This is a genomic window from Chryseolinea sp. H1M3-3 (assembly GCF_029360725.1).
In the GTDB taxonomy this organism is placed as follows: Bacteria; Bacteroidota; Bacteroidia; order Cytophagales; family Cyclobacteriaceae; genus Chryseolinea.
This window is the reverse complement of record NZ_JARKMY010000009.1, coordinates 383,784-409,112: the sequence shown is the minus strand read 5'-3', so window position 1 is coordinate 409,112 and position 25,329 is coordinate 383,784. Positions and strand designations below refer to the sequence as shown.

Genomic DNA, 25,329 nt, shown 5'->3' with positions numbered 1-25,329 from the left:
ACAGCTTAGATATCTATTTAACAAAAAAAGCAAAGCTCTACGGGCTTTGCTTTTTTTGCTTTATTTATGAAAAATTATTTTTTTCTCTTCAATACTTTTTCAACAGCGGCAACAATGTTTTCGGGGCCAAGTCCATACTTCTTTAACAATTGAGTAGGCGTACCACTCTCTCCAAACGAATCATTCACTGCTACCATTTCGATGGGTGTAGGATTGAATCTTGCTAATACCTGCGCAATGCTATCTCCCAAACCCCCATTGATTTGATGCTCTTCACAAGTTACAACACACCTAGTTTTTTCTACAGACGCAAGAATCGCTTCAACATCCAATGGTTTAATAGTATGAATATTGATTAATTCAACACTGATGCCTTTTGCTGCCAGCTGCGCTTCCGCTTCAACAGCATTCCATACAAGATGGCCACATGCAAATATGGTTACGTCTTTACCGTCGATCATTTTATCGGCTTTACCAATAGTAAATGGACGGTCAGCCGTAAAAATTGGCCAGCTGGGCCGACCAAAACGGAGATATGCCGGACCTTCATGGTCACCCAATGCGATGGTCGCTGCTTTGGTTTGATTGTAATCACACGGAACAATGACAGTCATGCCAGGAAGCATTTTCATCATTCCAATGTCCTCCAGTATCTGGTGGGTTGCCCCATCTTCTCCAAGCGTTAAGCCCGCGTGAGATGCGCATATCTTAACATTTTTTCCCGAGTATGCCACCGATTGACGAATTTGGTCGTACACCCGGCCTGTGGAAAAATTAGCAAATGTTCCTGTAAAGGGAATTTTGCCCCCAATGGTCATGCCGGCGGCCAATCCGATCATATTTGCCTCAGCAATTCCAATTTGATAAAATCGTTCAGGAAATTCTTTCTTAAAGGCGTCCATCTTTAAGGAACCTGTTAAGTCGGCGCAGAGTGCAACAACGTTGGAATTCTTTTTTCCTAACTCGTGTAAGCCAACACCAAATCCTGATCGGGTATCTTTCTTTTCAGTAAATGTTAATTTTGTCATGGGTTTAAGCGCTCTTTTCCAGTATTTTTAAAAATTTAAGCGGTGCGAAAATCGCTAAAGTTTTGGATTCTTCCGAAAGGATGCGCTGAAATAGTTAGGTTTTTAAGCATGGCTCCAACCCATAAATTCTCTACAGCGGATTACAACAAGGGCGTCATAAGGCGGCAAGTTGAATCAAGAAGTCGGTTGTAAAATGATCTTTTAGACCATTCCTGGTAATGGATTTCGTTGCTGTTTTGTAAATCAACTTCGAATGACCGGTCAACCTCCTCGCACAGTTTACGATCGTAAATAATGGCAGCAATTTCGAAGTTTATGTAAAAACTCCGGGTATCCATATTGGCAGTTCCAACAATGGTTAGTTGATTGTCGAACGTCATTGTCTTCGCGTGAGCAAATCCTTTTTCGTACAGAAATATTCTAATACCGCTTCGAATTAATGGTTTTACATAAGATAGCGATGCGTGTTTAACAATGTGAGAATCTGATTTGCCAGGCAATATCATTCTAACATCTACACCATTGCTTGCTGCAATCTGTAGCGCAGTAAGAATTTGATCTGTAGGGATAAAATAGGGAGTAATAATCCAAATACGTTTTTTTGCCTGGTTAATAGCTGCGAGAATTGCTTCCATGCAGTATGGTCGTGGCGAATCAGGCCCACTTGCAACCAGGGTAGCCGTTGCGCCTTCCTTGTGTTCAAATTTATTTCCAAAGTATGGCTGCTCAAAAGGAAAATTGGTTTTGGAGGTAAAATGCCAGCTCAAAAGAAATTGTAGCTGCAACAGATTTACTAATGGGCCTTCCACTTTAATGTGGGTATCTCTCCAGTATAATTCATGTTTGCCGCTGTTTAGATAACGTTCATCTATATTAATACCACCTTCAAACCCAACCCTTCCGTCGATCACAATAATTTTCCGGTGGTTTCTGAAATTAGCCTGTGCAAGGAAAGGAAATACGACTGGCATAAAGCGATAGATTTCGATTTTCGCTTTGCGGAGCCTTTTAACCATCTTCCTTTTTTTAGGAGATCCGAAATCATCAATAATCATTCTGACAATAACCCCTTCTTTTGATTTACGGATTAAAGCATCCACGATCTTTTTACCTACGTCGTCATAAGTAAAAATATAATACTCAAGGTGGATATGGTGCTTCGCCTCTTCAATCGAACGCAATACTTCCGGAAATTTTTGTTCTCCATTAACCAAAAGTTTTATTTGATTATTTTCCGTTAAAAATCCCTGGTGCTGATTAAAAATCAGGCGTGCCGGTGCAATCAAATCGCCTACGGCTGCTTCCGTTTGTTCAAATCGTCGTTCGAATTCTGCATGATGATCGGTCCAAAAACTTTCTATTATCGGGCTATCTACTGCTCCTTTTAAGTTAAACAGTCGCTGCTTTCGATAATCTCTTCCGAAAAAAAAATAAACTACTAAGCCAGCAACTGGCACCAATGCCAGCAATAAAATATATGCTATAGACTTCGTGGGATTTTTGTTGTCTAACAGGATGGTAAAGATTACCCCGATCCATGCCAGAATAAAAGGAACAACCCAATACCATTGATGTGAAATGCGCAGAGCAAGATCCCAAAGTGTCATGGATAGGTTGAGAATTAAAAAAATATCAGGTTCAAGTCAATAATCTTGGGGCGTATATAAGCAAATCCTAAACGTCCTTTGATTAATATATGCAATAAACAATAATCTACACCCAAGTTCTTAATGAATCAAAAAAATCAGTTTAAACAAAAAATTAAGTTAGTATGCGAAAGTTAGCGAAGCCTTCTTAGATTTTTGACTGTTTCACTTTGCTAATTGAATACGCTCACCATTAAAGTGACACCTGATTTGACAGAAAATTTTTTAAATCCAGTGTATTTACTTCCCGAGGTTTGTTTCACACGAAAGACAATTTTGTATTGACCCGGTAAAAGACTCAAAGTGAATTGGTTCTTCAATTCATTTAAGTTGCAGACCCATGTTTGAGTTCCGTCAGCATTAATTTCATACAGGCTTCCATAACCTGTCGAGATGGTATTAAAATTGACAATACCGGGTGAGGGTAGAAGAACGGATTGAGTTTTATTTGGTTGAATGTCCACGCTAAACACGCGGCGTGGAAGTGTAAGTGTTTCAACTTCATAGCTTCCTGTAAGGTATCGTACGACTTCAGTGCTGCCCTGGGTGTGAATAATTTCGGTCTTTCCTTTTTGGCGTATCAATGCCTGTAAATTATTATCGCGTCTGCCTTCTTGCCGGACGACGAGATTACCCTGGGGTGCAGGTATAGTCAATACGTTGTGTTTGCCTACCACCAAGGCAATGTTACTCTTTATAATAGGAGGAATAGTATTAACTACAAGGGTATAGTCTACTACAGGATCAATCTGAACCGTATCAGGTTTGCCCTGCTTATCTCTATAGTGTACAAAGTCATACATAGGAAGGGACGTCATCGAATTTACAAAGCTTACGTTCACATTCGTTTCGTTTGGCTGATTGTTCGCATCGAGTATTTCTACACTAACTGTTGTTTTAGCAAAACTTGTTTCGATCGCCTCGTTAAGAACATTATTGAATTCACCAGGTGTGTTCGCATCAATAAATTTGCCGGCGCACTCAAGTGACTTTTCTGTGCGTAACCCCAGGCCAATGATATAAGGTCGAAGAAAAACTCCTTTTTGCTGCAGTGCTTTTGAAGTAGCGCATAAATCACCACCACATGATTCTATCCCATCGGTAATGAGAATGACAATGTTTCGATAACCAGGGCTCGATGGAAAATCATTAGCTGCCTGTTCCAGCGAGTAGGTGATGGGCGTAACACCTTTGGGCCGGATCTCCTCGAGTTTCTGAATAATTAGTGTGTGACTTCTGGGTTTGAATGGTACTTCCAGCCATGTGTCTTTGCAATTTTTTATTTCCTGTGGTGAACGGTGACCATATACCCGCAGCGCTAGTTCTAACTTCGTATTCTGACCCAGTGAATCAACAAGTTTAGTGAGAATGGACTTCGCCACGCTCCATCTTGTTTGATTGGGACGTTCCCATTGTTCCAGCATACTTCCAGACGCATCCAAAAGAAATAAGATGCGCGTTTTCTCTGGCAGCTTCTGCTGGACTTTTGTTTGGCTGTAGGAAGAATAGAAGGGAAACAGAAGCAGGACTAAAAGTCCGGGCTTAACAAGAAATTTGGCAGTAAAATCCATTCTCTAAAGTAACGTTTATGAATGGAATGAATTGCATTTGAGGTACAGTTCCTCAATAGCGGTCAATTAGTAAATCAGTGACGGTCTAATAATCTCCGAGGCACTCTTCCAACTGTGCTAATGCCTTGGTTAATTCATCATCATTTGGCGATACACCATGCCATTTATGAGATCCGATCATATAATCAACGCCGTAACCCATTTCGGTTTTCATTAAAATCATAATAGGTTTTCCTTTTCTTGCTTGACTGTTGGCGAGTTCTAAGGTTCTGATCACATCTTCGAGATCATTTCCCTTGCAATCCAAAACATTCCAGCCGAAAGCTTCCCATTTTGCTTTTAAATCCAGTAACGACAAGATTTTATCCACAGGGCCGTCAATCTGTTGTCCATTATAGTCGATGGTAGCGATTACGTTGTCCATTTTATTGTGGGCTGCGTACATAGCAGCTTCCCAGATTTGTCCCTCTTGTTGTTCACCATCGCCCATTAGAACGTAGACAAAGCGATCGTCCTTATTGAGTTTTTTTGCTTGCGCGGCACCAAGCGCAACTGACAGTCCTTGACCCAGGGAGCCAGAAGCAATACGAATACCGGGGAGGTGTTCGTGCGTAGCTGGGTGTCCTTGCAATCTTGAATCAAGTTTTCTGAATGTCGACAGCTCTTTTACGTCGAAGTAACCTGCTCTCGCTAACGTTGCATACCAAACGGGTGAAATATGTCCATTAGAAAGGAAGAAAAGATCTTCGCCTTCGCCTTTCATATTAAACTTCGGATCATGTTTCATGATCTTGAAATAAAGGGCCACGAAAAATTCCGTGCAGCCTAGCGAACCACCCGGATGACCTGATTGACAGCCATGTACCATGCGGACAATGTCCCTACGAATTTGATTGCAAAGTTTTTGGAGATGGCTAACGCCCGTTGATGTGCTTGTCATTTCTTAAAAAGTTTGCGCGAATATACCGGATGACTGTTTAGCGTGCAAATGTGAAATAAAAAAGTCCCTCTTCCACAATCCAGGAGAAAAGTATTCCCACATAGAACCTGTTCCTCAGATATCCAAGAAGCTAATGGAGTATGCAACCTTGACGAGCAGTCGATCACTTTAGAATTTGTGCGGCATGATCTTTTGTATTCACTTTCTGAATAACGTCTTCGATAATTCCTTTTTCATTTATTAAAAAAGTGGTTCGCGCAGTGCCCATGTATTTTCTGCCATACATAGATTTCTCAACCCATGTACCATACGCATCGTGAAGTTTTCGATCGGGATCAGAAAGCAAGTGAAAAGGAAGTTTTTCTTTCGCGATAAATTTTTGATGCGATTTTTCTGAATCGGTACTCACACCCAGCACCTCATAACCCTGCTTTTGTAATACTTTATAATTATCGCGAAGATTACACGATTCTGCTGTACAACCAGGTGTCATGTCTTTTGGATAAAAATAAAGCACCAGCTTTTTACCTTTAAAATCTTTTAAGCTCACCACATTTCCGTTTTCATCATTGACAGAAAAGTCTGGCGCTTTATCTCCCGGCTGTAGTTTCATGGCTAGGGTATTTTTTGTTTAAAAGTACTTGTGTTTCCGGCATTATCGGTCACTTTTAATTCAAACACTCCTCTCATTGGAATTTTTTTGTTCAAAGTTTCCGACCAGATAACCGCGTTTTTATTGTCATAATGCATTAACACCCATTCTTCATTAAGCGTAGCTTCAAAGCGATCGATACCCGAAAGGTTGTCTTTGATTTTAAATCTGGCCGACGAACTATTTACAAAAACCGGCCTGATTGTAGGGGGAGTAGAGTCCTGTAAGATCATGAAATCTCCAAATTCACGAGTATGAAAATTAATGCGATCGTTCTCCCATTCCCCTCCAAGGTAAGTATAACCTCTACCGGCGACGCGATATACACTTAGGTTACGTTCTCTAGGATATTCTTTTCGTGTCTTAAGTGAGACAAGTATGCTTTTATTTAGTGGCACAGTGCGTGTTCCGATGGTGTATATTTCATTGCCGCCAGGCGTTAATGTGTAATTGGTATGCAGATATAAGGTATCGTATATCGCATCGCCCGGGAACGTAATGTCCATAATGTTGCCGTAAAACTTGTATTCGGTTCCCGACGGAACCGTTGCGTTTATCTTCGGCAAAAATGATTTGTCACAGAGGGTAACTGAATCCGGAATCGTTGATCGCAGATCAATCAGGTACACTGCTTGATTTTGGTTGTAATAATCAGGTTCTATCTCTTTTACAATTCCGTCGCGATGTATTTTAGCTTTGTTGCCAGCAGCACAAGGTTTAGCAGTTATCATCAGAATGTTTTCAACAACATCCGAACTTACTTCTTCCTTAAGATTCTCTAATGTTGGTACTTCCTTTGCCAACTCCTCTGGCTTCAGATGAAAAGAAACGTAGCTGGCATTTCCATTGCTATCATTCATTTTTATTTCGACCGTGGATTGTTTTGCCGGATTGACTTTGATTTTGCCAGATCCAGGTGATTCATTGTAGAACTTTAAACTATTACCATCGTCAATGTAAAGTTTATAGAAGCGAGTGCCTTTATTTCGCATGGTTTTAAAATCCATGAGCGTATAGATCGCCCGTGTTTCAGCAATGTTTACCTTATCAATAGCTTGTTTGAAAATCAACTGACTGTCTACCTTCAGTTCAATGTAATTCACACCTCCAAAAAACTGACTGTTGTAGGCAAGTTTATCCTTAGCAATTATCTCGACGCCAATGTTACCGGTTACGGATATTGGGTTGGCGATGATAAAATCATTACCCACACGTTGTGCATAGAATTCAAACCTTCCGAATCGGTCATTTACCCGGGAGTGGATGTCAAGCGTCCGCAGTGCAATTTTTTCAGCGGCTGGTGGATATTTGTCTACTAATTCTGAAAACCCTGCAACTTTGATTGGATCGAGGGCATTGTTTTCAGCGTCGCGAATATCATAGTGTAAATGGGGCCCACCGGACGATCCGGAATTGCCGGATAGCCCAATCGTGTCACCGCGATTTACGGTAAACTGATGGGGTTTGAAATAAAGATCAATTTCTCCTGATTTCAACCGATATTGCTCTTCAAGAATGTGCTGGGCGATAGCGCCCTTGAATTTATCGAGATGCGCATACAATGTAGTGTTGCCATCGGGGTGGGTGATATAGATTACGTTTCCATAACCTACACCGCTTGAAGTGATTCTCGAAATATATCCACTCTTTGATGCCCGCACGGGCATGCCGATCATATTGTTCGTGCGTATATCGATACCGGAGTGAAAGTGTGTTGTTCGAAGTTCGCCCATGGTCCCCGCGAGCGAACCGGGTTGTCCCGGATAAATCGGATATAGATACGTTTCTTCTGCAGGAAACTTTTCTTCCGGTTTACTGAATTGTGCTTGTGCTAAGCATGGCGTGGCCGTAAAAAATAAAAATAAGAATACGAACTCACCTGACCTCAAATTCCAATAGTTTCTCATGCTCGATACTTCCTGATAACACGTCGCCAACCTTGACCGGACCAACACCTTTTGGCGTTCCCGTAAAAATATAATCACCGGTGCGCAGCGTAAAAAATTTTGATAAGTACGAAATTATATAATCAAAACTAAAAAGCATAAGACTTGTATTGCCTTGTTGTTTGATTTCTCCGTTTACGCTCAAACTAAAGTTGATATTCTTCAAATCTTTAAATTCGTTTATAAGAATAAATTTGTCTGAAACGGGCGCAGAGCCATTAAAACCCTTTGCAATATCCCATGGCAATCCTTTCTCTTTTGCTTTCTGTTGCAAGTCTCGCGCCGTAAAATCGACACCGAAACCGATGGCATCGTAATACTTTCCGGCAAATCTTTCTTCTATGTTCTTTCCTTCTTTGCAGATTCTCAACACAAGCTCACCTTCATAGTGGACGTCCTTCGAAAAAGATGGATAGTAAAATGGCGCATTATTTCGAATCAGGGCAGTATCTGGTTTCGTAAAAATAACAGGCTCATCAGGTTTTTCATTACTCAATTCTTTAATGTGCTCGGCATAGTTTCTTCCGACGGCAAAAATCCTCATAGATGAAAATAAATTTATACTTTAACTTCTTCTCGTAAACAATTGAAAACCAAATATTAATTTTTCCTAAATAATGTAAAATTACAATTTATTCTAAATCTGATTTTCATTTGGTTGCGCCTGTGCTGTTCCGACGGTTGGCGGTTCAGCGTCTTCCGTAAAAGTAGGGCATTTTAAGATCACCGCATGTATTCCGTTATCATCAATTAGTTTAATGATCCCATTGGATTGTTCAACGCCGTCTACCATCGCTGTTTGATTATGGTCTGTGCTCGAAATCACGTCTATGTAATAATGGGTGTTCTTAAACCGGTACTTTACTTTGAATGAGTTCCATTCTGCAGGAATACATGGCTCAAACCAGAGCTCATCGCCTTCACGTTTTAGTCCTAGAAATGATTCGAGAATCAATTGATACATCCAACCAGCAGATCCGGTATACCATGTCCAGCCACCCCGACCTGTATGCGGATGAACGCCATACACATCCGCCGCCATCACATAAGGCTCTGCCTTGTAGACAGATACATCTTCCGCTGTTTTCCCATGGTTAATTGGATTGATCATATTGAGTAGTTCCCACGTATGCTTATGATCTTTTATTTTAGCAAAGGCCATGACCATCCAAATAGCGGCATGGGTGTATTGGCCACCATTCTCTCTGACCCCCGGTACATAACCTTTGATGTATCCCGGATCCATGTCAGCTGTATTGAACGGAGGTTCCAAAAGTTGAATCAGTCCTTTTTCCCGATTGATCAGATACTGCTGCACCGACTTCATCGCCATTTCGGTTTTCTCTTTGTCACCGGCATTGGAAAGTATAGACCAGCTTTGGGCGATTGAATCAATCATGCATTCTTCGTTTTGAGATGAGCCAAGGGGAGTACCATCATCAAAATAGGCGCGGCGATACCACTGTCCATCCCAGGCATGTTTGTCGATATTGTTTTTCAAATCGGCCGATGCTTTTTGAAGTTGCTCAACAAACGAGGCGTCATTGTTTAGTTCAGCGATTGGAATGAAGCGTTGCAGTACATCGTAAAGAAAAAAACCTAACCACACACTTTCTCCTTTTCCATGAATCCCGACCATGTTCATTCCGTCATTCCAGTCACCTGAACCCATCAGCGGCAGTCCATGCTCGCCAAAACGAAGCCCATGCTGAATTGCCCGTTTGCAATGGTCATATAATGAAGCACGCACTTCTGAAATGATCGGCAGGTCGTAGTAAGATTCCTCCATAGCATTCAGAAAGCGTCCGTCAAGAAACGGAGTTGATTCCTCCAGAATTTTAGTGTCACCGGTGTTCGTAACGTATCGGCTAGTGACATACGGTAGCCACATAAAATCATCGGAGCATAACGTGCGGACACCACGGCCTACCGGGGGATGCCACCAGTGCTGTACATCACCTTCTTTAAACTGTCTGGATGCTGCCATCAGAATTTGATCCCTTGTTAACTGTGCATCGGCATGCATCAGTGCCAGCACATCCTGAAGCTGATCGCGGAAGCCAAAGGCACCTCCTGATTGATAGAACCCGCTTCGTCCCCAAAGCCGGCACGATAATACTTGATATACCAGCCAACCATTCGACAGAATATTTAATGACGGATCAGGTGTTTCAATTTGAACAGCGCTTAAGGCATGTTGCCAATAGGCGTGTACCTTCTCGAGGGCTTGGGCAGCGACCTTTACTCCTCTGAATTGTTTTATAGTGCGCTCAGCTTCGAATCGATCTTTTCCGGCTCCCATTCTGAATACAACTTCGCGCGTACCTCCGTCTTCAAGGTCAAACGCGACTTGCAGGGCAGCACAGGGATCAAGTCCCGCGCCCCATTTTCCTGAAAGTTTCGTTCGTTTGAGAGCTTCGGGATTACGCAAAGTTCCATTCCGCCCGATGAATTCCGTTCGATCCGCAGTAAAGCTTGAGCGAAGTTCGTCGACATCAAAGAAAGCCACACGATTAGAAAACTCAGTGTTATAAGCATTCCTGGCAATGAGGGCACCTGTCATGGTATCCATTTCAGTCACGACATGCATGGATTCCTTCCCACGGATACTTCCAAGTACCCACTCCATGTATCCCGTGGCGGAAAGTTTGCGTGCCCTGCCTGACACATTCCTGATTTTTAATACTATAAATTTTACAGGTGCTTCTATGTCTACATAAATGCGTGCCTCCGATTGGATACCATCATTCGCATGTTCGAACCAGCTGTATCCAAATCCATGGTGCGAGCGATAGAGGGATTTACTCCTGTGCGGATAGGGCATGGGTGACCAATACATTCCATTCTCTTCATCACGGATATAAAAGGCTTCGCCACATCCATCCGTAACCGGATCGTTGTGCCAAGGAGTAATTCTGAAACCATGCGCATTTTCTGACCAAGTATAAGATGAACCACTTTCGCTGACAATCGTACCAAAATTTCGGTTAGCGATGACGTTGATCCATGGTAATGGCGTAGTGTGTTCCCGCTTCGTGGTAATGATGTATTCCTTTCCATCTTCGGTAAAGCCACCGGTTCCATTCGCAAAAAGAAGATTCTTAATGGCGGGCAGTTTGCTGGAAATGGGTGCATAGGTCTGAATTCCCGCAAGATAAGGTATCGTTGTCTTCGTGGATATTTTCCGGTTAACCTGGTCCACCAATGAACCGCGGCTATCGGTAATAATTACACGTGCCACGGCCTGAAGCAAAATACGATCCTCCGTCGTTACCTGATCCACCGGCCGAACATAAATTCTTCCTTGTTTTTCTGCGCTACTAATTCCCATACCGGCAGCAATGAGCCCCTGTATCTGTTCTTGCAGCACCTGTCTGTATCCGCTGGGATCTTCGTTTAGGATAACAAGGTCTACAGCCAGTCCTTTCAATTGCCAGTAAGCTTGGGCTTGTACCAGTTGCTTAATAAGGGTAATGTTATTGCTGTCGGAAACCTGGAGGAGCACAATCGGCAGGTCACCTGAAATGGAGTAACTCCACAAGGCAGACTGACCACGCTGATTTTTGATCAGGATGTTAGAACTTGCGCGTAATGCAGGATTCATATAGATCACTGAACTTGCCAATCTCCCGTACAACTCCGCGTCTTCTTCTGTAGCATTGATTTGCCGTAATACGACCTGGCTATGCGTCCATGATAATTCAAATGCACGATCGCGCATGTTTCTATCCTGGTATTTGTCGATCAGATATTTGCTCGTCTCACGTGTCTCGGATATGCCCGTTACAATGTCGATAACGATCGTGTCATCTGCGTCGATTACTAACCGATGCTGTATCGATACGATAGGGTCCAGTACCGACCCCTGTGATCCTGATAAAGGTTCTTTAACGGTAAGTGCTTTCGGTTGCAACAAACTTTGGCCTCTTCCGATAAACTTGTGTCGATCTGTTTCGTATGAAATCATATTCTGATCACCCTCATGCATTTTCATGAGGTGGAACATCCAAGGTGGACGCTCATCTTTTGACCGCGCGCGACGGGTACATAGAATCGCATGTTGGTGCTGGATAATTTCTGTCTGAACAAACAGATTGCTAAAAGCAGGGTGGGAGGCATCTGCTACGGGAACAGCCATCACCGCCTCCGCATAACTCGTTAATTCCAGGTTGACTTTCTTTCTGGACCGGTTCGATATATGTATTCTTCTTATCTCAATATCATCCTCCGGTGATACGATAATTTCAGTATAGGTTTCAATATCATGGTCACGTCTGCGATACTCCACGCGTCCTTGTGAAAATACTGCAGAATATTGGTCAGCCTCCTTTAAGGTCGGCTGATATGTGTTAGACCATAGTTCATTGGTATCCAAGTTTCGGATGTAACAGAAAGATCCCCAGTTGTCAAGCGTGCTGTCTTCGCGCCACCGGGTTACCGCCAATTCTTTCCAGCGGCTATAACCACCTCCCGCATTGGTCATCATCACATGATACCTGCCATTGGATAAGAATTGTACTTCAGGTGTTGGCGTATCCGGCGTATGGATGATACGGATCTGTCCATGGGATGAAATCGGCGTAATGTCTTCCATTTCAGCAGATGCCGTATAGAAGCCAGTGGTCTTTGGAACTTGCTCTTGAAGTAACAACAAGGCTGTTTGAAATTGAGGATCTGCCTCAAATCTTTTTTGCATGGGCTTATCCAATAACAAGTGTGCCAATGCAAGCAGACTCATACCCTGATGGTGGGCCATGAATGTTTGTATCACGACGTGGGACTGACCGCGTGGCAATCGGGCAGGCGTGTAATCAATGGCTTCAAAAAAACCAAACTTACCCTCAAAACCCAATTCGCGCATAGTCTCCAGGTTGGTGCATGCCGCCTGAGGATCCACCATTAAAGCCAGCACTGTTGCATAGGGCGCAATAACCAAATCCATTCCAAGCCCGCGTTTGAATCCGAGTCCCGGTACGCCAAAAGCTTTGTATTGATAGATTAAACTTGAATCGACAATATTATAGCAGGATTCAGAAATTCCCCATGGCACATTTTGTTGTTTTCCGTATTCGATATGCCGTTGTACTGTGCCTTTGCATGTTTCATCGAGCAACGTATTTTCATAAGATGGCATGACTAACGCAGGCATGAGGTATTCGAACATGGACGCACTCCAGGAGAGCAGCACAGGGATATTATCAGCGGTGGTTAGCCGACGGCCCAGGGCAAACCAATTTTCCTGCGGAAGTTTCCCCTGCGCTATGGCGACAAAGGAACTTAAACGAGCTTCAGACGCAAGCAGATCATAATAGCTGGAATCGCGATGGTGATCGTCCACGTTATAACCGATGGCCAGCAAGTGTTGAGCACTGTCATACAAGAAGCTGTATTCCATGTCAGCAAATTCAGTACACTGAATGGCCAGTGATTCAATATGATTAATTCGTTCGCGGGCACGAGAACTTCCAAGTTCGAGGGCGTCTGTAAATGCGTCAAGCCAATCAGCTTCCTCCGGGCTAGCGGAGCTGCGTAAGTTTTCAAGATCTGCCTGCAAGACATTATCAGCTTCTGCCAGTTCGCCTAGCGTGGGTATCTGTCGAAATATGCTTAGTGATTTATATTTATCAGGAATTGGCGCCGAGGATATCCACGGTGCCAGGAGAATTATTTCGTCAAGAACTTTTCTTATTTCTTCGCCGAGGGAAGACAACCAGCGGTAAAGTTCTGACCTGCTATTAATAGCCAGGCTTTCCATTAAATGATTGTGCTGGTCTGCTACGCTTTCTAGAAAACTTTTAACGTTTTTCAAATTGACAAAAGGGGTATTCTTATTCTCCTCGAACGCTTTTTTAAACTGCAGAAGTGTTGAATGCTTCTGAGGATCAGACGTTATGGCAACCCGTAAGGTGTCGTGCAACGCATCCATCAATCGGGGATGTACGATCTTTTTATTTTTGAGACCCAGCAATCCTTGCCTTAAAGTGAGTAGATGACCGGCCAGGTTTCCACTGTCGACAGAAGATATATACCGTGGGTGCAATATGTTTAATGACTGTGTATCGTACCAGTTATAAAAATGGCCAAAGTAGCGATCCATCTTTTCCATTGTTGCGAACGTGTTACCAGTACGTTGGAGCAGTTGTCCCGTGGTTGCATAACCAAAGTCGTAGGCAGCCAAATTTGAGAGGAGGGAAAGCCCAATATTAGTCGGAGAGGTCCGGTGCGCAACGACCTGTATTGGATATTCCTGAAGATTGTCCGGAGGAAGCCAATTATCCGCTGGGCCAACGAGATTTTCAAAAAACGCCCACGTTTTGCGAGCAAGTTCATGCAGATAGTATTGTTGTTCGTCCGTGATTTTAGTTCTCTTTGCTGGCAACGGTAGGCCTAGCCACCATTCAATAGCTGGTGAAACGGCCCACACAATCAATACAGGTATCGCTATAAACAAAACCCCAGGGTTATTGATGACGAGGTATATAAAAATGATACCTGAAACAATGGGCGCTACGGCCATCGACCCGAACGTGTCCAAAAGACTTTTATCCCTGATTTGTATAAGTCCCGAGGGATTCCATTCCAAAAGTCTTTTACGCGAAATTATCATCCTCCATAACGTGCGGCCAATGGCATCAATGCTTATGTATGCTTCGTATGGTAAGCACACCAGTGTAAATAGCGCTTGCAATAAACTTTTGTAAGTAGACTCAAATGCACTTGTCAGATGTTGAGTTCGTTCTACTTCAGGAGGTTTTCGCATAATCGCATTCCAAGCTGAAATAAGTACGGGTGGTACTATCACAATACCGGTCAGGCACAAAAACCAAAATAACGCATTAGGCAATACAGTCCATGACAAAACAATCAAAGCAAAAAGCGCTATGGGTACAAGACTTCGACGCAGGTTGTCGGCGATCTTCCAACGCGCCAGCGCATTAATGGGATTTTTTCTAAACGACTTATTTTTTTCCGGAACAAACGGCAAAAACCAATTGCCAATTTGCCAATCGCCCCGGATCCAACGATGACGCCGCGAAATGTCGATCAGATATTTGGAAGGGTAGTCTTCATAGAACTGGACGTCACTGGCGAACCCACAGCGTGTGTAAGAGCCTTCAAGCAGGTCATGACTAAGAATCCGGTTTTCGGGAAAGCGGTCGCACAATGCTTTTTCGAAGATATCAACATCGTAAATACCTTTTCCTATAAAAGATCCTTCAGCAAAAACATCCTGGTATACATCCGACACTACACGGGTATAAGGATCGATGCCTGTATCATTTTCATTGAGGCGACTGTATCTGGATCTCACCGCATTATGCAGGCTTATCGCTATCCGAGGTTGTATGATGCCATACCCCTCATCCACTCTTTTCTTTTTCTCATTATAGACAGGCTGATTCAATGGGTGAGCCATGATGCCGACTAACGTACTGGCTGAGTCCCGTGGTAATTGCGTGTCACTGTCCAGCGTAATTACATACTTCACTGTGGAATAGACCTGTGCATCACCCACGACAACTGAAAAACGGTCTTCACCTTCGCCTCTCAGTAAACGATTCAAGTCACCCAGTTTGCCGCGTTTACGTTCGTAGCCCATCCACATGTTTTGCTTCGCGTTCCACTGTCGCGGACGGTGAAACAAGAAAAACGTGTCGTTGCTTAGCCTACCATATTTTTGATTAAGCTTTTCAATTCCATTTTGGACGTGCGCAATTAAAGCATCGTCTTCGAACAACGCTTGTTCCTCACTGTCAGTAAAATCTGTTAATAAAGCAAACAACAGGTTACTGTCACGGTTAGCCAGGAATCTCACCTCGAGATCCTCTAATAATTTTTCTGCCTGCCGATGGTCAACAATCATTGAAGGGACAACCACCAGCGTACGAAATGGAGCTGGTATGCCCTTGAAGAAATTCATTTTTGGAAGGTGCTTCGGCTTTATCCAAAGGGTTGCCCACCAATTTACGAGTATCAGTGCGAATTGACTTGAAACGAGGGCAGCGAGTACAGCAACGACCACCAGTAAATTTTCATTTACGCCATCATTGTAAGCTTTATATACAAGCGCACCGCTTATGCCAAGCGTTATCAAAAAAGTTACGACGAAGTATAACGCCGGTGCCGACCGAACCAACGCTTTGTTTATAACTTCCCAGGGTGTTAGCGAAGTGCGAGCAATGTACTCCGTCAACGGTAGTCCTTTGTCTATAAGGTAGTAACCTACGTGTGCTTTACGCTTATTGTTTACTTCTTTGGCAGCACTTTTTTTAGCCAGATTAATGGCGGCACGGGCGACTTCGTATTCGGAAAGGTTACTATTTTTGGCGATTTTTTCTACCGCATGCCTATAACTGTCACGCGTGCGAAAATCCATCAGTGCATACAAGCCGCCAATATCTTCACGCAATGTCTGCTCCACAATACTCATGGATTCTACAAAGTCACGCCAGTCCATTTTCGCAAGGAAGCGGAGACTGTTGATGCTGTTACTCATGGAAAGTTGATCAGCAGCCTGCTTTTGATTTTCGGCTAACACCATGATGTTGATGCTGCTTCCCATCTCCGACAGATGTTGTTCAATCCAGGTTAAAGGTAACGTGAGGTCTAAGCCTTTCCATTGAAGTTTACGGGTTAGTTCTGCAACAAATGCGCTCACCATCGGAGGTTTTGAACGGGCCATGTCCGCGGTGACAAGAATCAACTCCTTTGGATTTTCTTCGACCACCTCCATAATTCGACTGCCCCATTCGTTCGCCAGCGTTGTATCGATACGATCGACCGCAATGCGGGCTGCAACACGACTTAAATTTTCGAGCAATGCCAACCTGATCATAATTGGAATTGCCCACAGTTCACCAATAGTCAGGTAAGTCGTTTTCTGGTAAGCCGAAATAAAATTGCTAAGGCTTTGGATATCGACCCTGCCATCGCTGTGCGAGATAATCTGAATAGCAATGTCGTATACTCGGGGAAATCCGGCGGTAGGACCTTTACTTAAACGTGGAAGAGCCTTGCTGTAGCCTTTCGGCAAGTATCGTTTAGCAATCCGGATTTGTTCTTCTATGAGATAGAAATTATCGAGAAGCCATTCACCTGCCGGTGTTATTGACTTTTTGTTCCTGACGTCATCGTGTAAAAGATTGGTTACTTCAAACAGGATATTTTCATTTTCCGCCAGACGTTTCAAAAGTAGTTCAGGGCCCGGCTCTTTGCTTAACTGATGGCCCTCGGCAAGATGAACTGCGTGCAAAGCCATTTGCTCTGTGTTGAAAAGTTCCGATCGCAGGGGCGGTTTTTCGTTTACTTCTTTACGAGCAAATGTGTCTTTTTGGAAACGTTGCAAAAGGGGAGATAATATTTCATCGATTGTATTTGCCTTACTTTTCATCGTAACTGTTGTGGTTTAATCAAGGCATTCAACTGCCCATGCGGTGATCGTGTACTTGATCAATTTTTAAAGTAACCCTTCCGACTTGCCTGAATCGGTTTCAGGCTCATAGAAACATTTTAGGAAGTTCCTTGAGGAGCATTTGTTTCTCCAGGATTCTAAAGGTTGAGGCGGAGGTTTTGGGAACATTGAGCGCGCTGATTAAATTCAGCTGCGTATGCGGATAAGTAGATAATATAAAATCCGTCTTATCCCACCCATATCCATCCGGCAGGTTATTATCCAGGAAAATAATATCCGGTTTCTGCTCATCCAGCAACTTCATTCCATCGGAAATATTATGCGCGACATACACGTCATAATTTTTTTGAGAGAAAAAACGCTTCATCAACATGCCAAAATCTTGCTCATCATCAATGATTAGAACCTTCCTATTTTTCATACTTGCTTACGATTCCATATTTAGTGTCTCCTGGGAAAAACTACTTGCAATGTTCGTCGTTATTTAGTCACTAGCAACCCAGGATTTGCAGCTTGGCAGATAACTTCTTGTAACCTGTTAACAATTTTGGCAAGGATTTGTATAATTACGTTAAAAATAAATTTATGAAACTCCGGATTCTTTTAATTTTTGTTGTCGCCATTGCCATTTATGCGTGTACGTCCGTGGCAGTGACGGGCCGAAAGCAGTTAAGCCTGGTATCGAATGCAGAAATACTTCCTATTGTGAACCAGCAATATGATTCTGTGATACGTAAAGGGCCGCTCTCCACGAATCGTGAGCAGACTGAGATGGTAAAGCGCGTTGGTGTCAAGATACAGAAAGCGGTCGAAGAATATATGGCTAGCAAGAATTTATCTTCCGAACTTCAAGGATTCAGTTGGGAATTCAACCTCATTGAAGATCCAAAAACAGTGAACGCTTGGTGTATGCCTGGCGGCAAGGTAGCATTTTATACTGGTATAATGCCGATCTGCAAAAACGAGACCGGTGTAGCCGTGGTCATGGGACACGAGGTAGCGCACGCTATCGCGAATCATGGGAGGGAGCGAATGAGTACACAAATTCTGGCACAATACGGGTTAGGAACTTTAAGCGCACTAATGGGTCAAAGTCCGGGTGCAGGAAAAGAACTGCTCATGCAGGCCGTCGGCGCCGGCACTAACATTGGATTGTTGAAGTTTAGTCGCGAGCACGAATCAGAAGCAGATCATATCGGGTTGATCTTCATGACAATGGCAGGTTATGATCCGCATGAGGCACCAAAGTTTTGGGAACGGATGACAGAAGGATCAGGAGGACAAGCGCCCCCGGAGTGGTTATCGACCCACCCCTCGCATTCTACCCGCGTAAAAGATCTGCAAGGCTGGATTCCTGAAGCGCTTACTTATAAGAAGTGAAAGTAGCCAGCTATTGTCGGCTTGCGACTTGTGTGCAGTTGAAGAAAAGCGGTAGGTTTTAAAAATCTGGCGGCAAGAAAAAACGGTGTTGCCTACATGCACGCCGTTATAAATCCTATTTTAAAGTGATGAAATGCATTTTCACTTTTCTCGTGCTATCCCTTTCTATTTCGCTATGGGCACAGCTGGATTCTGCCGTCCAGGATATTCAAGCACATCGGAAAAAACAGGACGAAAAGCTTCGCGATCCTAGGGAGTCTCCGCTAAGCAAAAAGCTGAGAAAAAACTTCAATGGCCTTAACTATTATCCTATTAATCTGGACTACCGAATCACCGCCCGATTTGTAAAAACTGAAAACCCGGTACTTTTTAAAATGAAGACAACAACGGACCGGTTACCTGATTATTAAAAGTATGGTGAAGTTCATTTCACGCTAGACGGTGAAGACCGAATACTAGAAGTTTATCAGAGTCCGGAAATCTCTCAACGGCCAGGGTTTGAAGACTACTTATTCATTCCGTTCACGGACGAAACCAACGGTATAGATACTTACGATATCGGCAGGTACATTGACATGAGAATCCCGCAGTCAAAAGACGTGGTTTTAGATTTTAACAAAAGCTATAATCCTTACTGCAGCTACGGTTCGGCTTATTCTTGCCCGATTCCCCCAAAAGCCAATCACCTTCCTCTAAAAATTGAGGCTGGAGAAAAGAAATTCATGTTAGCGGAAAACAAGTGATGTGTTTAAGGAGAAGGCGACCCTTCACAACGGCCGAAGTACTAAATGCAATCCGGTTTTTTCACGCTATGTCATAACTGCATCCCCCGGAGGATAAAATGAAGACAATGCCTGGGTCGGAACGCGATGTTCTTTACCAAACCAATCTTCAATTTTTATCTTCGCTACATCAATGGTCTTCGCATCTTGTAAATTGAAATCCTCGTATGAACCTTTTGGAACGCCTGAAAAGAACTTTTGAAAAAAAATGTCCATAGCACGCATCCGTTCTTCCTCCTTCGAGAGGACTTCGATAGTTCCATAGATAATAACACTTTGGTACTCACATCCGAAATCAACAGCGCGTTTAGCAGTATATAGTTTTCCGTATTTATAAACTGAAACACAAGCCTTTTTTCCGCTCTTTATTTCCTCACCGGCAAATCCGTGTTTAGAAAAATGAAATATAATTTCATGCTCGGCCTTATTATACACGAAGAATGCTACGTGATTGAATGGATAGCCCTCCTTTTCAATTGCAATTGTACAAGCGACAGTGTCATCCATTAGTTTTTCAAAGAAAGAAAAGTCTCTTTGTTGCCTGTCTTTTCTTCTCACATGTTTTGCGTATTCTTCCACTATTGAAAGGTTTTAAACATTTGACGTCCCGTATTCGATCTAATTACAAATTAAGTAAATCGAACCATCTTAACAGCTACACACGTTAACGGTCTGGTTGAGAAACTGGTTTGGAGTTAATCAACGGTGAAGCACGGTACAGCTCATCAACTATAGTTTAGAAATGATGGTCTGCAAGGTATCTTGCTTCTCTTCCATCTTTTTTAAGAGCGCTAACTGATTGCCTGCACGTACAAAGTTATGATCTTCATACCGTGCGCCATAGTAGATGTCGTTGTTGAGATGATCCGTGAGAAAACGAATTGCTTGCATATAAATGAGAAATAGTCCTGAGTAAAAGAATAAATTTCGTTCTGCCGCGGTCAGTTCTTTTCCCATGGCTGAGACATAGCCTGTGACGATCGCACTAAAAACATCGTCCCGAACTTCTATAAATTCAAAATTTTTAACCTCCTCATTCGCAGGTGAGAGGTATGTGCGCATCATATCACCAACATCGCTAATGAAATACCCAGGCATAATGGTATCGAGGTCAATAACGCACATTCCCTTACCGTAGGCATCAAACAGCACATTACTGATCTTGGTATCGTGGTGCATTACACGTTGTTTAACATCTGCTTTCTTCCGGATCTGCTCATACTGCTCAACAATGTTCGTGTGCTTTTTAATCGTCCGAATAAGTTCGCCGGATTGTTTTATGCGTTGAGGACTTCCATTTTGTAATGCGGCTTCGAATTGCTGGTATCGCAATGTTAAATTATGAAAGTCAGGAATCGTAATATGAAGCTTGGATACATCAAAGCCTGCCAGTAAGCGTGTAAATTTTCCAAACTGGTACGACGCTTCAAACGCTTGCTCCGCTGAGGATACCACCTCAATGGTATGAGAACCCTTTATGAAAGGAAAGAGCCGGAAATAACCAACGTCTTTTACATAAATCAGGTCGTCATTATTGCTATTTGAAATTGGCGATACGAAGAGGTAATCCGGTGACTGTGCTTTCAGGTATTGGTGAAGCATTCGAATATTTGCAGCTAACTCAGTTGGTCTTTTAAATACATGATCATTAATTTGTTGAAGGATGAATTGCTTATCACCGTCAGTTACTTTCCAGGTACGATTAATTAGGCCACTGGTTAATGGCTCAACCATGCTTTCGCCGCGAATATTGAAAGTTTCTAGAATGCTTTTGATCATCTTTAAAGACACAAAAATAATCTGTAATAGACAAATGTTCCCGCATTAGTTGAACAAGTTGTGTAAAACACGATTTAGAATTTCCTCTGATGTTGCAAACTGGATATGCAATTCTTCGAGCGAAAAGCTACTAACGAGAACAGAGAAGTTCAGGATATACCGGACTTCCAAAGATGCCTGGAAAACGCAGAATGAATTTTTAGTGCAGGATGAATAGTGGGCCAATAAAAGGTGTTCGCTGATATTATGCGACCTAATTTGCGCCTGCTATTTATAGCTATAAAGGACCACGTTTTTAATCATACTTTTTGAGAATGCATAGGATAATCCCTTGTCCACAAAAGATTTGCCCGTATCGTTAAACACGAATGATGCTGCATTAGGTACATTAAATCCCCATGTTCCCGAGTATTGTAATTTCCCCGGCAGAATAACAGCGATGTGCCCTATGCCATTCGACGTTGTATAAACCGCGATAACAGCTTTACTGGCATTTGCCTGGTTTTGCGCCTCAGCCAATGCTTGTTGATCATAAGCATAACCTATCTCATGCCACTGACCATTCTCAACTAATGACTTGGAAATTTCATTGATGCGTAAGAAGCGGCTATCTTTTTGAGAGAAGAATGCATTTGTTTTGTAAACCTTTGCGATTGACTCCCCAATAAATCCGCTGCATTGATATTTTTCGCCTGTTGTATTAGTACACTCGATAAATTTTTCGAGAGATTCTTCAAGATCTTTTTTCCAATTCTGATTGATGCCCTGCCCAAAAGCAGCTGAACAAAGAAATAGAATAGCAATAACTAATATAGTACTCTTCATTAAATTCATCGCGACAGAAGGTTTGGTTCTTTTCATATCAAAATTGAAAATTTAGTATCTTAATAACGTCAGGAAAACCCTGATTTTACATAAATCAGGGTTATCTTAAATCCCACAACAGGGCCCAAGGAGTCTTCAGACAAACGACTAATACAGCATCATATCGATTATAGTGAAACCACGTGGTTTTGGTCAGGGAGATACCGGTTGACTGGGGGCTTGCCGCCATGCTGCCTTCCAAAAATTTCATGTTTGTAAGAGACTAGCATGCCTGATTTCGCAGCACTCCAATGGCGGCGACATCCTGATATAATGCAATGAACTTCAGGATTGAACAAAAGCCGGTGTAGGATGTTAATCATTTAAGTAAATCATCTGATGAATATTTCCCATCCAAATTTTTTCTTAATAGCTTTGAGGTCATGTGTCCGTGTTACCATTTAAATATTCGAAAATCTACGGCCTTTTTATGATCAATTTGCGTTCTACGGGTAACGAGCCGTTGCAATGCCTTCTCATTGATGACGATGTAGATGATCAGGAGATATTTTTCATGGCTCTTCAGGAATATAACGCTTCGATCCTTTGTCATTTTGCAGGTGACGGTGTCATAGCACTTGACAAGTTCAGTGATAATTCGTTTCTGCCAAATTGTATATTTATTGACATCAACATGCCCCGCATGAATGGTGTTGAATGCCTGGAGGAAATTAAAAAGATCGAACGGTTGCGCTGTATACCCATCTGTATGATGTCAACTTCTGTTGATCCGAACATGGTGGCCCAAACAAAGGCACTTGGTGCTGCTGATTTCATCGTTAAACCTCCCAGCATTTCGATTTTGACCGAATTGCTAAGGCAGTTTATTGTTTTAAATGTTCCTTTGGCATGAATGACGATAAGGCTGTCCGTTTTTCCTCAAGCCTGGTAATTCTCAATCAAGAAGCTAGAGATTTGATCGCCCGGAAGAATTGGAAAGATTCCCCCTTGGGAGATATTAAAACTTGGTCCGGCCATTTGAATTTCTCAGTTTCCTTGTGTTTAAATGCTACACAGCCAGTAGCCCTATGGTGGAGCAGTGAATTGGTTATTTTTTATAATGAAGCTTTTCGAGATCTTTTCTGCGTCGACCACCCGCGACTATTTGGTTCCAAGGGTGAACAAATTGGATCGAAATTTTGGGATGTCCTTTCACCTTCCCTAAAAAGCGTATTGAAGAACGGGAAGGCTACTGTTGCTCAGCAAATTACCCATGAAAACGCTGGCATTCCGAAGGAGCACAGTTTTGTGTTTCATAATACGCCCGTATTCGAAGATGGAGGCAAGGTCGGTGGTGTATTCACCGCGGTTCTGGAAAACACCAAAGCTATTTTCAGTCAAAAAATGTTACAGAAGATCGAAGAGGATGAGGCGAGATTAAAGATCTTGATTGAACAGAATGAGGAATTAAAGAAGAGCGAAGACCGGTATGTCAGGATGACTGAAGAAATTCTGGACTATGCAATTATTTTACTGGACAAGGATGGGAGTATTCTCAACTGGAATCGGGGAGCAGAAAAAATAAAGGGTTATTCGGAAAGTGAAATCATTGGAAAGAATTTTTCAATTTTTTATTTGGATGAAGACCGTCAAAACGGTTTGCCAGTGGAGTTAATCAGTCGGGCGAAGCAAGAGGGACGTGCAATGCACGAAGGTTGGCGTAAAAGAAAAGATGGATCTAAATTTTGGGGAAGTATTGTCATCACAGCGCTGCACGATGAAAAAAATAATGTAATTGGGTTTACAAAAGTAACACGAGATCTTACTGAACGTAAGATAGCAGAGGATAAAATGCGCCAGCATGCGCTTGAGCTTGAAGTGAAAAATAAGCAGTTGGAACAATTTGCCTACATCGCTTCGCACGACTTACAGGAGCCTTTGCGAAAAATACAGACGTTCGTGCAGGTGTTGGAGATGAAATTAAATGATCCTGAAGCCAGAAAAAAATATTTTGAAAGGATCAACTCATCGGCCAAACGGATGAGCGCTTTAATTCAATCGGTGCTGAATTATAGCAGGATATCACAGCATGGTGAGCTGTTTACAACGATCGATCTAAATGCAATTTTAGAAAATGCTATTTCAGATTATGAATTAGTAATTTCCGAGAAGGATGCAATCATTCAGCGCGATAACCTACCCACGATCAAGGGAATACCACTTCAAATGAGTCAGTTGTTTTCCAATTTGCTCAGCAATTCTCTGAAATTCTCCAAAGGCCAGCCGGTAGTTAAAATTTCTTCAAGCCAAGTAACGGGCAAAGAAATAGTCAGGCTTTTTCCGTCGGTCGATACCGCGCAACCTTATGTTAAAATTGTCTTTGCTGACAATGGTATTGGATTCGACCAACGATATGCCGACAAAATATTTACAATTTTTCAGCGGCTGCACAGCCGGGATGAATACGCCGGCACAGGAATTGGATTAGCACTTTGCAAAAGAATCGTCGATAATCATTTTGGGTATATCGCAGCGAAAGGCGAAGCTGGCAAAGGGTCGACGTTTACAATTTATTTACCTCTTGAATGATGATGGACTAGGGCGCAATCGGTACCGGCGTCCACTCATCAATTAAAGCAGCCCTTTTTATCAACTACAACAAATATTTTCTTGTGTTTTCGCATCCCATTTCGGTTACTTTGCGTTTTAACAAAATTGTTAAACAAAAAAGACAATGGGCGCCGAAGAAGCACAGACCGAGAGATTAATTAAAGAAAAGGCGAAGATTCTCTTCTTTCAGAAAGGCTTCTTAAATGCTACAACGCAGGAGATCGCAGATGAAGCAGGCGTCAATCGCGCATTAATTCATTACTACTTCAGGTCTCGCGAACAATTGCTTGATACACTTTTAGATGAGACGCTTCAGGAAAAAAAAGATCGCGTCAGGAATATTCTGACCTCCGAACTTCCATTTCGGGAAAAAATCGCCTATTACATCGATACCGTTGTAGATTACGGGTTAACGTATCCATACCTCGATAACTTTATTATCAGCGAAACAGCACGGCATCCGGACAAGGTAAAGATGTTTTGTGCGAAAGACAGGTTTAAGTCAAGCGATCTTATTCGGGACGCGCTGAACAAGGAAGTGAAGAAGGGAAAAATCGCGGCCATAGCACCTGAACATTTCATGGTGAATCTTATCTCGCTTTGTAATTACCCGCTACTGGCAAAATCCGTTATACAAACCATTCATGGAATGACCGATGCCGCTTATCGTAAGTTTCTCGTAGAACGAAAGCAGATCATTTTCCGTACCATCTTCAATGAAGAAATGCCCGAGCTCAATCGAAAAGAAGAATCTACGAAACACGCGTTTAAAAATTGAT

At 42.7% G+C, this 25,329-nt stretch carries 17 protein-coding genes; 5 read left to right on the top strand and 12 right to left on the bottom strand.

The genetic code is table 11. The features are described 5' to 3' along the window. Positions 1 to 74: 74 nt before the first annotated feature. From P2W71_RS16340 to P2W71_RS16300, 9 genes are all read right to left on the bottom strand, one after another. On the bottom strand, positions 75 to 1,028 hold the full coding sequence (locus P2W71_RS16340) for a transketolase C-terminal domain-containing protein (RefSeq protein WP_276372356.1): 954 nt from the start codon (positions 1,026 to 1,028) through the stop codon (positions 75 to 77). Between the two features lie 140 nt (positions 1,029 to 1,168). Next, positions 1,169 to 2,635 (bottom strand): cardiolipin synthase, encoded by a 1,467-nt coding sequence (gene cls, locus P2W71_RS16335; protein ID WP_276372355.1) that lies wholly within the window; start codon positions 2,633 to 2,635, stop codon positions 1,169 to 1,171. Between the two features lie 212 nt (positions 2,636 to 2,847). Then, positions 2,848 to 4,245 carry a VWA domain-containing protein gene (locus P2W71_RS16330; protein WP_276372354.1) on the bottom strand — a complete coding sequence of 466 codons (1,398 nt, stop codon included), beginning with the start codon at positions 4,243 to 4,245 and terminating at the stop codon, positions 2,848 to 2,850. Positions 4,246 to 4,330: 85 nt separating this feature from the next. Continuing rightward, positions 4,331 to 5,185, bottom strand: a complete 855-nt coding sequence (locus tag P2W71_RS16325; RefSeq protein ID WP_276372353.1) for a transketolase — start codon at positions 5,183 to 5,185, stop codon at positions 4,331 to 4,333. A gap of 163 nt (positions 5,186 to 5,348) precedes the next feature. Beyond that, positions 5,349 to 5,798: a thioredoxin-dependent thiol peroxidase gene (gene bcp, locus P2W71_RS16320; RefSeq protein ID WP_276372352.1), complete on the bottom strand. Its 450-nt coding sequence runs from the start codon at positions 5,796 to 5,798 to the stop codon at positions 5,349 to 5,351. Positions 5,799 to 5,800: 2 nt separating this feature from the next. Then, a complete protein-coding gene (locus tag P2W71_RS16315) occupies positions 5,801 to 7,744 on the bottom strand; it encodes a M23 family metallopeptidase (protein WP_276372351.1) in 1,944 nt (647 codons plus the stop codon). Continuing rightward, positions 7,713 to 8,327: a fumarylacetoacetate hydrolase family protein gene (locus tag P2W71_RS16310; protein WP_276372350.1), complete on the bottom strand. Its 615-nt coding sequence runs from the start codon at positions 8,325 to 8,327 to the stop codon at positions 7,713 to 7,715. Before P2W71_RS16310 ends, P2W71_RS16315 begins: the two co-directional genes overlap by 32 nt. A gap of 93 nt (positions 8,328 to 8,420) precedes the next feature. Next, on the bottom strand, positions 8,421 to 17,174 hold the full coding sequence (locus tag P2W71_RS16305) for a glycoside hydrolase family 94 protein (protein WP_276372349.1): 8,754 nt from the start codon (positions 17,172 to 17,174) through the stop codon (positions 8,421 to 8,423). Between the two features lie 106 nt (positions 17,175 to 17,280). Further along, positions 17,281 to 17,616, bottom strand: coding sequence for a response regulator (locus P2W71_RS16300; protein ID WP_276372347.1), 336 nt, complete (start codon positions 17,614 to 17,616; stop codon positions 17,281 to 17,283). A gap of 164 nt (positions 17,617 to 17,780) precedes the next feature. Between P2W71_RS16300 and P2W71_RS16295 the strand changes: the two genes are divergently transcribed. Then, positions 17,781 to 18,575, top strand: a complete 795-nt coding sequence (locus P2W71_RS16295) for a M48 family metallopeptidase (protein ID WP_276372346.1) — start codon at positions 17,781 to 17,783, stop codon at positions 18,573 to 18,575. Between the two features lie 128 nt (positions 18,576 to 18,703). After that, a complete protein-coding gene (locus tag P2W71_RS16290; protein ID WP_276372345.1) occupies positions 18,704 to 18,985 on the top strand; it encodes a hypothetical protein in 282 nt (93 codons plus the stop codon). Between the two features lie 399 nt (positions 18,986 to 19,384). Here the strand turns inward: P2W71_RS16290 and P2W71_RS16285 are convergent, their stop codons facing one another. From P2W71_RS16285 to P2W71_RS16275, 3 genes are all read right to left on the bottom strand, one after another. Beyond that, positions 19,385 to 19,936, bottom strand: a complete 552-nt coding sequence (locus tag P2W71_RS16285) for a pyridoxamine 5'-phosphate oxidase family protein (protein ID WP_276372344.1) — start codon at positions 19,934 to 19,936, stop codon at positions 19,385 to 19,387. Positions 19,937 to 20,086: 150 nt separating this feature from the next. Further along, positions 20,087 to 21,136 carry an aminoglycoside phosphotransferase family protein gene (locus P2W71_RS16280; protein WP_276372342.1) on the bottom strand — a complete coding sequence of 350 codons (1,050 nt, stop codon included), beginning with the start codon at positions 21,134 to 21,136 and terminating at the stop codon, positions 20,087 to 20,089. A gap of 267 nt (positions 21,137 to 21,403) precedes the next feature. Then, entirely contained in the window at positions 21,404 to 21,997 is a 594-nt protein-coding gene (locus P2W71_RS16275) for a hypothetical protein (RefSeq protein WP_276372341.1), read from the bottom strand. Between the two features lie 433 nt (positions 21,998 to 22,430). Here P2W71_RS16275 and P2W71_RS16270 point away from each other — a divergent pair, with 433 nt between their 5' ends. From P2W71_RS16270 to P2W71_RS16260, 3 genes are all read left to right on the top strand, one after another. Beyond that, on the top strand, positions 22,431 to 22,853 hold the full coding sequence (locus P2W71_RS16270) for a response regulator (RefSeq protein WP_276372340.1): 423 nt from the start codon (positions 22,431 to 22,433) through the stop codon (positions 22,851 to 22,853). Then, positions 22,850 to 24,529 (top strand): PAS domain S-box protein, encoded by a 1,680-nt coding sequence (locus P2W71_RS16265; RefSeq protein WP_276372339.1) that lies wholly within the window; start codon positions 22,850 to 22,852, stop codon positions 24,527 to 24,529. Before P2W71_RS16270 ends, P2W71_RS16265 begins: the two co-directional genes overlap by 4 nt. A gap of 145 nt (positions 24,530 to 24,674) precedes the next feature. After that, the gene (locus P2W71_RS16260; RefSeq protein ID WP_276372338.1) at positions 24,675 to 25,328 is read left to right on the top strand and encodes a TetR/AcrR family transcriptional regulator; all 654 of its coding nucleotides are present in this window, start codon (positions 24,675 to 24,677) and stop codon (positions 25,326 to 25,328) included. Position 25,329: the final 1 nt, after the last annotated feature.